The organism is Pseudonocardia sp. Ae717_Ps2 (assembly GCF_001932475.1).
GTDB lineage: Bacteria > Actinomycetota > Actinomycetes > Mycobacteriales > Pseudonocardiaceae > Pseudonocardia.
The window spans coordinates 4,738,485-4,750,665 of sequence record NZ_MCIS01000001.1 but is presented as its reverse complement, the minus strand read 5'-3'; the positions used below and the strand labels follow the sequence as shown (position 1 = coordinate 4,750,665).

The following is a 12,181-nucleotide window of genomic DNA, read 5'->3' as shown; positions in this document are numbered from 1 at the left end:
GTGTCCGGGGCGCCGGAGGGGCCTAGAGCGAACGGTGCCGGCCGTTGCCGAGCGGGGCCGGGGCGCCGGCCGAGGACGAGAGGTCCCTGGCCCGGCGACGCCCGGCCACGGTGCCCTCGACCGCCCGCTCGTCGACGGCGCTGGTTGCGGGGCCGGTGCTGGTTCCGGTGCCGGGGGAGGACATCGAGCGGGCCTGCTCGGCCAGCTCGCGGGTCACGCAGGGCCAGGTGGCACTGACCCCCGTCGCGTCCCGGCACTCACGGCAGAAGCCCTGCGTGTCGGGGGTGTGTTCCGCCAGGGTCCGCTCCAGCAGATCCGGCATCTCGGACAGGATGTTCGCGAGTGCCACGACTCACCTCCAGGTCGAATGCGAGCGACAGTAGTGGTCGGGTTCACCCGGGCCCGGCGGGGCGGGGAGCCGCCCACCGTGGACCGGCGATCCACTCAGGACCGTCCGTCACCGCTGCTCGCACCGGGTGCCGGCGGACGGGGCGGAGCGGCTCGGTCGCCCGGTCGCCGGGTGCGGCGCCGTCCCGTCGGCACAGTGGGGCCCTGCCTGCTCGGTGAACCGTGTCACCGATCGGCAGTCGGTGCCGACGACACGACGACACGCACCACCGCTGCGCCGGACGTGCACTCGGAGCACTCGTCGTCACCGCGTCCGGACCAGTGGGTCACCCCCGTCCGTACCCGTCACGTTGGGACGTCCGCATTGCGCCTCGATACGGTCGGGCGCCTCCGAACGGTTCGGGAGCGCAAGGGGGACAGCACGATGCACGACGACGCGACGGCCGGGTCGCCGCTCCGCCGGGACCTCGCCCACCGCCACATCCAGCTCATCGCCATCGGCGGCGCGATCGGCACCGGGTTGTTCCTGGGGGCGGGCAAGACGATCTCGCTCGCGGGGCCGTCGGTGATCCTGGTCTACGCGATCATCGGCTTCTTCCTGTTCTTCGTGCTGCGCGCGATGGGCGAGGTGCTGCTGTCGGACCTGCGCTACAAGTCCTTCAGCGACGTCGCCGCCGACCTGCTCGGCCCGTGGGCCGGGTTCTTCACCGGCTGGACCTACTGGTTCTGCTGGGTGGTCACCGGCATCGCCGACGTCGTCGCGATCTCTGGCTACGTCGCCTACTGGTGGGCCGACGTCCCGCTCTGGATCCCCGCGCTGGCCTGCATCCTGGTGCTCTTCGCGCTGAACCTGCCGACGGTGCGCGCCTTCGGCGAGGCCGAGTTCTGGTTCGCTCTGGTCAAGATCGTCGCGATCCTCGCCCTCGTCGTCGTCGGGCTGGCGATGGTCCTCGGCGGGTTCCGCGCCCCGGACGGCACGACCGCGGCGTTCGCCAACCTCTGGAACGACGGCGGCTTCTTCCCGACCGGTGTGACGGGCTTCGTGGCCGGCTTCCAGATCGCCGTGTTCGCCTTCGTCGGGGTCGAGCTCGTCGGCACCACCGCCGCCGAGGCGCGTGACCCGGAGCGCACGCTGCCGCGGGCGATCAACACGATCCCGGTGCGGATCCTGCTGTTCTACGTCGGCGCCCTCGTCGTCATCTGCGCGGTCACCCCGTGGAGGCGGATCGCTGCCGACGAGAGCCCGTTCGTCGCGATGTTCGGTCTCGCCGGGCTCGCCGCGGCGGCAGGCGTCGTCAACTTCGTGGTGCTCACCAGTGCCCTGTCCAGCGCCAACTCCGGCATCTACTCGACGTCGCGGATGGTCTACGGCCTCGCCGGTGACGGCGCCGCGCCTCCGCGGTTCGCCCGGCTGTCCGCGCGCCGGGTCCCGGTGAACGCGCTCGCGTTCTCGTGCGCGTTCCTGCTGGTGGGGGTGGCGCTGCTGTACTCGGGGCAGTCCGTGGTGGAGGCGTTCACCGTCGTCACGACGATCTCGTCGGTCTGCTTCGTGTTCGTGTGGACGATGATCCTGGTGAGCTACCTGGAGCACCGCAGGCGCCGCCCGCAGCGCCACGCGGCGTCGAGGTTCCCGATGCCGGGTGGGGTGCCGATGGTCGTCGCGGTGCTGGCGTTCTTCGTGTTCGTGCTGTGGGCGCTGACCCAGCAGGACGACACCCTGGTCGCCCTGCTGGTGACGCCGATCTGGTTCGCCGTGCTCGCCGTCGCCTACCTGGTGCTGCGCCGCAGCCCGGCGCACGCCCGGGCCAGGGCCGCTCACCGGGAGAAGGTGGCCGCCGAGCTCGCCGAGCGGGACCGGATCGCCGCCTAGCCCTCCGGGACCTCGCGCTCGATCTCGTCCAGCCAGATCGTCGCCGACAGGTCCGAGGGCGCCCGCCAGTCACCGCGCGGCGACAGCGCACCCCCGGCGGACACCTTGGGTCCGTTCGGCAGCGCCGAGCGCTTGAACTGGGCGAACTGGAAGAAGCGCCGGGCGAACACCTGCAGCCACCGGCGGATCTCCGCCGGGGAGTACTCGGGCCGCTCGTCGTCGGGGAAGCCGGGCGGCCAGGCGCCCGCGGTCGCGTCGGACCAGGCGTGCCCGGCCAGGAAGGCGATCTTCGACGGCCGGTAGCCGTGGCGCAGCGTGTACCAGAGCGTGAAGTCCTGCAGCGCGTACGGCCCGACGGTGGCCTGGCTGGACTGCACCTCGGTGGTCCCGTCCGACGGCACCAGCTCCGGGGTGATCTCGGTGTCGAGCACCGACTGCAGCACGGTGGAGACCTCGGCCGGGAACTGCTCGGAGGAGATCACCCAGCGGATGAGGTGCTGCATCAGCGTCTTCGGGACGCCGCTGTTGACGTTGTAGTGCGACATCTGGTCGCCGACGCCGTAGGTGGACCAGCCGAGCGCGATCTCCGACAGGTCCCCGGTCCCGAGCACGATCCCGCCGCGCTGGTTCGCCAGCCGGAACAGGTAGTCGGTGCGCAGCCCGGCCTGGACGTTCTCGAACGTGACGTCGTAGACCGGCTCGCCGCGCCCGAAGGGATGGTCGATCTCCGACAGCATCGTCCGCGCGGTGCCGGTGATGTCGATCGTGTCGAAGGTGACCCCGAGGGCCTCGGACAGCGCGACGGCGTTGCTGCGGGTGTGGTCCGAGGTCGCGAAGCCGGGCATGGTGAAGGCCAGGATGTCGGTGCGCGGGCGCCCGAGCCGGTCCATCGCCCGGGCCGCGACGATCAACGCGTGCGTGGAGTCGAGCCCGCCGGACACCCCGATCACGACCTTCGGCTGGCCGATCGCGCGCAGCCGCTGCTCCAGCCCGGCGACCTGAATCGAGTAGGCCTCGAAGCAGTCCTGCTCCAGCCGCGCCGGGTCCGCGGGCACGAACGGGAAGCGCTCCACGGTGCGGCGCAGCCCGATGTCGTGGCCGGGCGGGTCGAGCCGGAACCCGATGGTGCGGAAGGCGTCGGTGCGGGCGGCGTGGGTGCGGCGGTTGTCGTCGAACGTGCCCTGGCGGCGCCGCTCGGCGGCGATCAGGTCGAGGTCGACGTCGGCGACGGCGTGCCGCGCCCCCTGCGGGAAGCGCCCCGACTCCGCGAGGAGCACGCCGTTCTCGTAGATCATGGTCTGGCCGTCCCACGAGACGTCCGTGGTGGACTCGCCCTCGCCCGCTGCGGCGTAGACGTAGGCGGCCAGGCAGCGCGCCGACGCCGAGCGCGACAGCAGGTGCCGGGTGTCGGCCCGGCCGACGGTGATCGGCGAGCCGGACAGGTTCGCCAGCACCGTCGCCCCGGCCAGCGCCGCCTCCGACGACGGCGGGATCGGCACCCAGTAGTCCTCGCAGATCTCGGCGTGCAGCACCAGGCCGGGCAGGTCCTCGGCGGCGAAGAGCAGGTCGGTGCCGAACGGCACGTCGACACCGGACGCGCCGCCCAGCCGGATGGTCGCACCGCGGACGTCGTCGCCGGCGGCGGTCTGGCGGCGCTCGTAGAACTCGCGGTAGGTCGGCAGGTAGGACTTGGGGGCGACGCCGAGGATCCGGCCCCGGTGGATCACGACCGCGCAGTTGTAGAGGCGGTGGCGGTACCGCAGCGGTGCCCCGACCACGAGGACCGGCAGCAGGTCCGCCGTCGCCGCGACGAGCGAGACCAGCTCGGTCTCGACGGTGTCCAGCAAGGTGTCCTGCATCAGGACGTCCTCGATGGAGTAGCCCGAGAGCGTCAGCTCGGGGAACACCACCAGCCCGACGCCGTCGTCGGCGCAGGTCCGGGCGGTCTCCAGCACGGCGGCGACGTTCGCGGCCGGGTCGGCCATCGTGGTGTGCAGGGTCGCCGCGGCGGTGCGCAGGAAGCGGTGGCGGTAGACGGAGCGGAAGTCCACGTCGTCATTCTGACCGGTGGGTGGTCAGCCCCGTCGACCCGCCAGCATCCGCGCCGCCCCGCAGGCGATCCCGGTGGCGACGAGCAGCCCCAGCAGCACCGCCCAGCCGGCCCCGACCGAGCCGCCGGCCAGCACGACCCCGAGCGACCCCAGCCACGCCAGCGGCACCAGCAACCACAGCGCCAGGCCGTGCAGCAGCGCCGGGATCTCCCCGACGCCGGCCGCGATCACGATCCACACCACCCCGGCGAGCAGCCCACCGACCAGCAGCAGGGTGCCGACTCCCTCCCAGACCACGCGTGTCTCCTTCCTAGGGGTCGGGGACCGGCAGCACGCGCTGCGGCACACCGGGCCCGTCGTCGATCGTGACACCCGCCGGCGTCGCGGGCGGGGCGAGCGGCCCCAGCAGGTGCGCACCCAGCCAGTCCACCAGGTCCGGCAGCTGGGCGCGGACGGCGTTCTGGTTGTGTCCGCCGCCCGGGTACACCCGGGTGTCGACGGTCACCGGCGGCGCCGCGGCGGCCCGGATCCGGTCCGCCGCCGCCCGCTCCTCGGGCTCGTCGGAACCCGCGGTGACCAGCATCGCCAGTGGTGCAGGCCGCTCGCGCAGCAGTGCGACGACGTCGTTCGCGGACGCCAGGTCGGGCCGGCCGGCGAACAGCTCCCCGGTGACGACGTCGTCGGGGGTGCGGTCGTAGCCGCTCTGGCTGACCGCGAGCGCGTAGGTGCGCGGGTGGCGCAGCGCCAGGTTCATCGCGCAGTACCCACCCGAGGACCAGCCGGCCAGCGCCCAGGCGCCGCGGTCGGTGCGCACCCGCAGGTGCCGGGTGGTCCAGCCGACGAGGTCGGTGGTCAGGTAGGTGTCGTCGGCCGCGCCGTGCTGGGCGTCGACGCACTCTTGGTCGTGGCCGAACCGGGGTTCGCCGTTGATGTCGGGGATCACCAGGACGACCGGCGGGATGCGGTGCGCGGCGATCGCGGCGTCGAGCACCTCGGGGACCCGGAACAGCGCGGCGACCTCGCGGGGCTCGCCGGGGAACCCGGGCAGCCACTCGACGACCGGGAAGCGGGCCTGCGGGTGCTCGGTGTAGCCGGGCGGGAGGTAGACGTCGGCGTCGCGGTCGATGCCGGACGCGTCCCCGTGCAGGGTCATGTGCAGCGTGGAGCCCAGCCCCTGCGCGGACCGGGCGGCGACCAGCGGCATCGCCGCGTCGAGGCCGGCGCCGTCCGGGCCGATGTCGGCGACCGAGCCCTCGCCCGGGTCGGGAGAGGACCCGATCAGCGAGCCGACGGTGGGGAAGAAGCCGCCGAGCAGGTTCGCCCCGGCCCCGGCGGCCGCGAGCACGGCCACGGCCGAGACGATTACGAGCAGCGTCCGCGCGACCCGGCGCAGCCGGTGCCACAGCCCTCCGGTGAGGACGAGCGCCAGTACCGCCGTGACGGCCGGCACCACCGCCGCGGCGACGACGTCGAGGCGCAGCTCGGAGGCGTGGATCACGACACCGCCCCCACGTGGTCCCGGCTCACCGGCGCAGCAGCCGCAGCAGCGTCGGCGGGCGGCCGCCGAAGCCCTCGGCCTCGAGCACGACGAACAGCACCCGCGGCAGGTCGCGGACGGCGGGGAACAGCACGTAGCGCGGGTACCAGGTGGGACGGAACTTCGCGTTGAACCGGTAGAGCGAGTCGATCTGCCACCAGCGCGAGGCGATCCGCAGCACCCGGGCCCAGCCGCGGGCGACCGGTCCGGCACCGATCCGCTCGCCGCGCTCCAGGGCGGAGCGGAACATCGCGAAGTTCAGCGACACCCGCTTCACGCCGTGGTCCTTCGCGGCGGCCATCAGCTCGGCGATCATCAGCTCGTTGACGCCGTTGTCGGCGTCGGCGGAGCGGATCATGAGGTCCAGCGAGAGTCCGTCGCGGCCCCAGGGGACCAGCTGCAGCATCCCGGTCGGCTCGCCGTCGCGGAACGCGGTGACGATCACCGCGTCCGGGTCGGAGGGGTCCGCGACCCGCGAGGACGCCATCGAGAAGCCGCGCTCGTCCTCCGCGCCGCGCCAGCGGTGCGCGCGCTCGGCGATCCGGGTCCGCTCGGCCTCGTCGACGTCGCGCAGCCGCGTCACCTCGACGGTGTGCCCGCTGCGCTGCATCCGGTTGACGGTCTGGCGGACCCCGCGCATGGGGCGCCCGTCGAGGCTGAACGTCGCCGTCTCCAGCACCGCCTCGTCGCCCAGCTCCAGGGCGTCGAGGCCGGCCTTGGCCCAGGCGGTCGCGCCGCGCTCGGAACAGCCCAGCACCGCGGGCGACCAGCCGTACCGGGTGCAGATGTCGAGGAAGGCCTCGATGGCGCCGGGCCACGCGCCGACGTCGCCGACGGGGTCGCCCGAGGCCAGCGCGACCCCGGCGAGCACCCGGTAGGACACCGCGGACTTCCCGCCGTGGGCGAACACCGCGGCCTTGTCACGGCGCAGGGCGAAGTAGCCCAGCGAGTCGCCGTCGCGCTGGTCGAGCAGGGCGCGCAGGCGCTCCTCGTCCTCGGGGGCGAGCGACGGGCGCGGCTCCGGTGAGCGCAGCAGGTGGTAGCCGGCGACGACGAGCGCCACCACCCCGAAGGTCAGCCCGATCGCCGAGGTCAGGTCGTCGAGCCACACGGAACGCTGCTCGAACTGGACCGGGCCGGTCACCCCGATCAGCGACAGCGCCGCGTGCGCGGCCTGCGCGGCGATCGACGGGTCGCCGACGAGCCGGCGCGGGTTGAGCGCGAGCAGCACCCAGACGATGAGGAAGCCGGACAGCCCGAACTGCAGCAGCGACCGGACCGACCGGCCCAGCCCGCCCGGGTCCTGCCGGGCGACGAAGTAGCGGCGCGTGGCGATCAGCGCCGCCAGCAGCGCGACGACGAGCACCGCGGGCCCGATGCCGCGCCGCTGGTCCAGCACGTGCAGCAGGTTGACCACGACGAGGAACGTCGTCGTCGCGGTCGCCACCCACCACGCGCGCTGCTTGCGCCGGCGCAGCCCGGTGGCCAGCAGCAGCAGGCCGACCCCGGCGAGTGCGGTCACGACCAGCGACGCCAGCCCCAGCCCCGCGGGCAGCCCCAGGGTGCTGCGCAGCTCGCCGCCGAGGATGCGCCGCGGCGCGGGCAGCACCGCCGCGACGACGGTCAGCGCACCGACGATCCGTGCCGCCCACACCACGGCGCGCACGACGGCGGCCTCGGACAGCCGTCGTCTGCGGGCCTCCGGGTCCGGCGTCGGGGCCGCTCCGCGGGTGGAGCGGACGTCCCCGCGCTCGTCCGTGGTGTCGCCGGGCGGACCGGAGCCCTCAGAGCCCGTCACGCGTTCCTCCTGTCGATCCCGTCTCCGGTGGCGATCCACCGGCGGCGTCCGAGCGGGCCACCGGACCCCGCAGCCGGGCGCCGAGCGCGTCCAGCTCCGCGGCGACGACGTCGGCCGCCGGGGTCCCCGGCGCCGCGGTCACCGACCCCGACGCTAGCGCCGGGCCCGGCGGCGGCGCGCCCGGCACCGGGTCATCCTGCGTCGCCGCGGTGCGCACGACGACCAGGTCCAACGGATCGGGCGAACCGGACGCGGGGTCCGGGCAGCCGTCGCCGCCGGGAGGCCCGGCCGCCGTCGCGACGTCGGCACGCTCGGCGAGCGCCCGGCCCAGTGGGCACCCCGGCGCGTCGGGCGGTCCGGCGAGGGCCCACGCGGCCCGGTCGGTCCGCAGCGCCGGGGAGCCGGCCGCGACCGCGGCCGCACGCAGCCGGGCCGCCGGCACCCGGTCGGTCCACAGCACCACCACGGCCGGCATCCGCCCCGCGGTGACCGCGGCGTCGACGGCGGCGTCGACCGCGGCCGACCCGTCACGGGGCCCGGTCCACACCAGGACGGGGTGTGCGAGGTGGTCGTCGTAGCCGGGCGGGAGGTGCACGGGCACCTCGACGCCGTCGACGGTCAGCACGGTGTCCCGGCCGGGGCCGGTCACCGGCGGGGCGGGCGGCGCGGGCAGGCCGCCGCGGTCCGGTCCGGCGGCCAGCGAGGCGGGCGACGGGTAGAAGCCGAACCAGGCGTTCGTCGCGACCGCGAGGGTGAGCACGACGAGCGCGACCACGGCCGGCAGGGCGGCCGCCCGCACCGCGGGTCGCCACCGGCCCCACCGGAGCACGAGCAGGACGACGGCGAGCACGGCCGCGCCCGCGACGGCAGTGACGGTGACGGCCGACCCGAGCGGGAGCAGTGCGGTCCCGGCGAGCACCTCACCACGATTCCACGGCGGTCCCGGGACCCCGGCGGCGGGACGATCCGTCCCCGTCGTCGGGAACCTCCTAGATCAAGTCCAGAACAGACTGTCCCAAACATGCCGTCCGGGGTCGCCCGTGACGGGAACGTGATGCACCCAGCGTTGTCCCGCAGACGATCCCGTGGGGCCAGGTGGATGACGGACGTCACACGGACGACGGGGAACGGGGTCCCCGCCGCATGCCGGGGCCGTTTCGGGCCGACCCCACCGGTGTTCGACAGCAATCGCACCGAGCCACGGAGGACAGCAGCATGATCACGAAGGACATGACCCGGGAGCTCATCGGTCGCCAGGTCGTCGACAACCACGGCGAGAAGGTCGGCAAGATCGGCCAGATCTACCTGGACGAGCGGAGCGGGGAGCCGACCTGGGCCACGGTCAACACCGGGCTGTTCGGCACCAAGGAGAGCTTCGTGCCGCTGCAGAACGCCGACGTGCACGACCGCGACGTCGCGCTGGGTGTGGAGAAGCAGGCCGTCAAGAACTCCCCGCACGTGGGCCGCTCCGACGAGCGCCTGACCGGGTCGGAGGAGGACGAGCTCTACCGTCACTACGGCATCGGCCAGGGCCGCACCGACGCCCGCCACGCCACCGGTGAGCGCACCGACCGCACCGACCGCACCGACCGCACCGGCCGTGACCGCACTGCCCGCACCGGCGGCGACGACGCGATCGTCCGGCACGAGGAGAACCTGCGCGTCGGCACCGAGACCGAGGAGACCGGTCGCGTCGCGCTGCGCAAGTACGTGGTGACCGAGGACCAGACCGTCACCGTCCCGGTGTCGCACGAGGAGGTCCGCCTCGAGCGCGAGCCGATCGACGGCACCGAGGCGACGGCCCGCCCGGGCGCCATCGGCGAGGCCGAGCAGGAGGTGACCCTGCACCGCGAGCGCCCGGTCGTCGACAAGACCACCGAGGCCGTCGAGAAGGTTCGCCTGGGTACCCGCACCGTCACCGAGGACGAGAAGGTCTCCGACACCGTGCGCAAGGAGCGCATCGAGGTCGACGACCCGCAGCACGCCCTGCCCCGCGACGAGCGCCGCAGCTGAGCGACGCACCGCGCCACCGGCGCGTCACCGGAGCCCGCACGCGGGCCCGGTGACGCGCCGGACCCATGTCCGGGCCGCCCGGGTACGTCACCGACGGTGCCCCGCGGGCATCAGGACGGGGTGCTGCTCCTGCTCGGATCCGGTGCGGGCGCCGGGACCGGGGAGGCGAGCAGCGCGAACGCCGTCCGGGGCGCGCCGGACGCCTCGGCGACCGCCTGCCGGGGCCGCGTCCCGATCCCGAGCGAGGTCGCGAAGCCGTGCACCAGGTCCGGGTGGCGGCGCAGCGTGGCCGGGACGCCCGCCTCCCGCATCCGGGCGACCAGGTGCTCGCCCTCGTCGCGCAGCGGGTCGAACCCGGCGGTCGCGACGTAGGCCGGCGGCATCCCGGTCAGATCGCCCTCGGCGATCCGCAGCCGTGGGTCGTCGCGCAGCGCCTCGGGCACGTACCAGCCGGCCATCGCCTCGATCGCCTCGCCGGTGAGCAGGAACCCGTCGCCGAACAGCTCGCGCGAGCGGGTGTGCCCCTCCAGCTCGGTGACGGGGAAGAACGCCAGGCAGAACACCGGACGCCCGGCCGGGTCGGCGCCGTCGCGGCTGGTCTCGCGGGCCACCGTGAGCGCCAGGCTCGCCCCGGCGGAGTCCCCGCCGACCGCGATCCGGCCCGGGGCCGCGCCGAACTCCTCCGGATGCGCCGCGACGTGCGCGAAGGCGGCCAGACAGTCGTCGACGGCGGCCGGGAAGGGGTGCTCGGGCGCCAGCCGGTAGTCCACCGAGAGCACCCGGGCGCCGGACTCGGCGGCCAGCGTCGCGCACAGCTCGTCGTGGGTGTCCAGGTCGCCCGCGACGAAGCCGCCGCCGTGCACGTAGACGAGCAGTGCGCCGTCGAGAACGTCCGGTCCGGGCGGGGGCACGTACAGCCGCGCCCGCAGGTCGGCGACCGCGCCGGGGACCGTCCGGTCCTCGCGGCGCACCCCCGGCTCGGCGGGCCCGGCGACGACGCGGTCGACGAACGACTGGCCCGCCCGCATCTGCTCCGGCGGCGGGACGGGCTGCGGCCGGCGCGGGGTGAGCAGCCGCAGCAGCAGCTGGATGTCGAGGTCGAGCTGCTGGCCGTCGCGGCGGACGGGCGGGCCCGCGATCACCCGCTTCACCGGCTTCGGCAGGGCCAGCACACCGCGCAGGGCTCCCCGTGCCACCCGCACCCGACGATCCACGGCGACCTCCCGCATCCGCTCGATCTCCACCCCCGATTGTGGCACCGGGTGCCGTTGTGTGCCGCTGTGCGCGGCACGCATCACCCGCCGGTCGTCGCCGGATCGCAACCTCCGCCGTCCGTTCCTCCGTCGCCGGATGCTCGTTCAGTCCAGTGGAGATCATCTACGGAGGGGACGTGCATGAGGGCGAGGCTGCGTGCGACGGTCGTGGCGGGGGTGGTGGCGGTCGTCGCGGCGGTGGTCGCGGTGCCGCAGGCGATGGCCTCGCCGGACGGACCGGGAGCCGACGGGGAGCCGGGTGACGTCGTGTCCGCGGAGCGGGTCCTCACTCCGACGGTGCCCGCCGCGACGGCGACCCGGATCCTCTACCGCAGCCTCGACACCGACGACCGCCCGGTCACGGTGAGCGGGATCGTCCTGACCCCGCTCGTCCCGGCGCCCGGGCCGGCCCGGGTCATCGGCTTCGCCGCGGGGACCCAGGGGCTCGCCGACCGCTGCGCGCCGTCGCGGCAGCTGCAGGCCGGCACCGAGTACGAGGCCCCGGCGATCGGTGCGCTGCTGAGCAGCGGCTACACCGTGGCCGTCACCGACTACGAGGGCCTGGGCACGCCCGGCGAGCACACCTACGTCAACCGGGCCGCCCAGGCGCACGCCCTGCTCGATGTCGCGCGTGCGGCCCAGCGGGCCGGCGTCGGCGTGCCGGAGGACGCCCCGACCGCGCTCTACGGCTACTCCCAGGGCGGCGGGGCGTCGGCCGCCGCGGTCGAGCTGGCCCCGGAGTACGCCCCCGAGCTGAACCTCGTCGGCGCCTACGCGGGCGCGCCCCCGGCGGACCTGCGCGCGACCGGCCGCCTGCTCGACGGCGGACCCTTCGTCTCGCTGCTCGGCTACGCCGTCTCCGGGTTCGACGCCGCCTACCCCGACCTCGGGGTGCAGGACCTGCTCAACGACCGCGGACGTCAGGTCGTCGCCGAGCTGCGTGAGCAGTGCACCCAGGACTCGGTGCTGCGCTACCCGGGCCTGCGCTCGGAGAGCCTGTCCGCCGACGGCCGGCCGATCTCGGCGTTCCTCGACGAGGAGCCCTTCGCGAGCCGGGTGGACGAGCAGCTGATCGGGCGCCGTACGCCCGAGGCCCCGGTGCTCATCGTGCACAGCCTCACCGACGACATCGTGCCGTTCGAGCAGTCCCGCGAGCTGGCGCAGCGGTGGTGCGCACAGGGCGCCGACGTCGAGTTCCAGCCGACGCCGGCCCCCGGGCACGTCGGCGGCTACCCCGCCGGGTCGCCCAGCGCGCTGGCGTTCCTGAAGGCCCGCTTCGACGGGCAGCCGACGCACTCCACCTGCGACTGA

General features: G+C 74.6%; 10 protein-coding genes. 3 read left to right on the top strand and 7 right to left on the bottom strand.

Annotated elements, in window-relative coordinates:
- Window positions 1–22: 22 nt before the first annotated feature.
- On the bottom strand, window positions 23–349 hold the full coding sequence (locus tag Ae717Ps2_RS40085; protein ID WP_075310428.1) for a hypothetical protein: 327 nt from the start codon (window positions 347–349) through the stop codon (window positions 23–25).
- A gap of 423 nt (window positions 350–772) precedes the next feature.
- On the opposite strand from Ae717Ps2_RS40085, the gene Ae717Ps2_RS21690 reads away from it, so the two are divergent.
- On the top strand, window positions 773–2,218 hold the full coding sequence (locus tag Ae717Ps2_RS21690) for an amino acid permease (RefSeq protein WP_075333837.1): 1,446 nt from the start codon (window positions 773–775) through the stop codon (window positions 2,216–2,218).
- Here the strand turns inward: Ae717Ps2_RS21690 and Ae717Ps2_RS21685 are convergent.
- From Ae717Ps2_RS21685 to Ae717Ps2_RS21665, 5 genes are all read right to left on the bottom strand, one after another.
- Window positions 2,215–4,269, bottom strand: coding sequence for an NAD(+) synthase (locus tag Ae717Ps2_RS21685; protein ID WP_075329692.1), 2,055 nt, complete (start codon window positions 4,267–4,269; stop codon window positions 2,215–2,217). The two genes, Ae717Ps2_RS21690 and Ae717Ps2_RS21685, sit on opposite strands and share 4 nt — an antisense overlap.
- A 24-nt stretch (window positions 4,270–4,293) precedes the next feature.
- Window positions 4,294–4,566: a hypothetical protein gene (locus Ae717Ps2_RS21680; protein ID WP_020625124.1), complete on the bottom strand. Its 273-nt coding sequence runs from the start codon at window positions 4,564–4,566 to the stop codon at window positions 4,294–4,296.
- Window positions 4,567–4,579: 13 nt separating this feature from the next.
- Complete coding sequence (locus Ae717Ps2_RS21675) at window positions 4,580–5,767, bottom strand: esterase family protein (RefSeq protein ID WP_083695247.1); 1,188 nt, start codon at window positions 5,765–5,767, stop codon at window positions 4,580–4,582.
- Window positions 5,768–5,792: 25 nt separating this feature from the next.
- A complete protein-coding gene (locus Ae717Ps2_RS21670; protein WP_075312847.1) occupies window positions 5,793–7,490 on the bottom strand; it encodes a GNAT family N-acetyltransferase in 1,698 nt (565 codons plus the stop codon).
- 100 nt (window positions 7,491–7,590) lie between these two features.
- Window positions 7,591–8,523 carry a hypothetical protein gene (locus Ae717Ps2_RS21665; protein WP_075310434.1) on the bottom strand — a complete coding sequence of 311 codons (933 nt, stop codon included), beginning with the start codon at window positions 8,521–8,523 and terminating at the stop codon, window positions 7,591–7,593.
- 296 nt (window positions 8,524–8,819) lie between these two features.
- Between Ae717Ps2_RS21665 and Ae717Ps2_RS21660 the strand changes: the two genes are divergently transcribed.
- Window positions 8,820–9,617 carry a DUF2382 domain-containing protein gene (locus Ae717Ps2_RS21660; protein ID WP_075333836.1) on the top strand — a complete coding sequence of 266 codons (798 nt, stop codon included), beginning with the start codon at window positions 8,820–8,822 and terminating at the stop codon, window positions 9,615–9,617.
- 110 nt (window positions 9,618–9,727) lie between these two features.
- Here Ae717Ps2_RS21660 and Ae717Ps2_RS21655 read toward each other — a convergent pair whose 3' ends face one another.
- Window positions 9,728–10,861 (bottom strand): alpha/beta hydrolase, encoded by a 1,134-nt coding sequence (locus Ae717Ps2_RS21655; protein ID WP_233147651.1) that lies wholly within the window; start codon window positions 10,859–10,861, stop codon window positions 9,728–9,730.
- A 150-nt stretch (window positions 10,862–11,011) separates the two neighbouring features.
- On the opposite strand from Ae717Ps2_RS21655, the gene Ae717Ps2_RS21650 reads away from it, so the two are divergent.
- The gene (locus Ae717Ps2_RS21650) at window positions 11,012–12,181 is read left to right on the top strand and encodes a lipase family protein (RefSeq protein ID WP_043282380.1); all 1,170 of its coding nucleotides are present in this window, start codon (window positions 11,012–11,014) and stop codon (window positions 12,179–12,181) included.

Excerpts from the sequence above, each read along its gene's own strand:
- Ae717Ps2_RS21690 (WP_075333837.1), top strand. The coding sequence starts at position 773 with ATGCACGACGACGCGACGGCCGGGTCGCCGCTCCGCCGGGACCTCGCC.
- Ae717Ps2_RS21660 (WP_075333836.1), top strand. The coding sequence starts at position 8,820 with ATGATCACGAAGGACATGACCCGGGAGCTCATCGGTCGCCAGGTCGTC.
- Ae717Ps2_RS21650 (WP_043282380.1), top strand. The coding sequence starts at position 11,012 with ATGAGGGCGAGGCTGCGTGCGACGGTCGTGGCGGGGGTGGTGGCGGTC.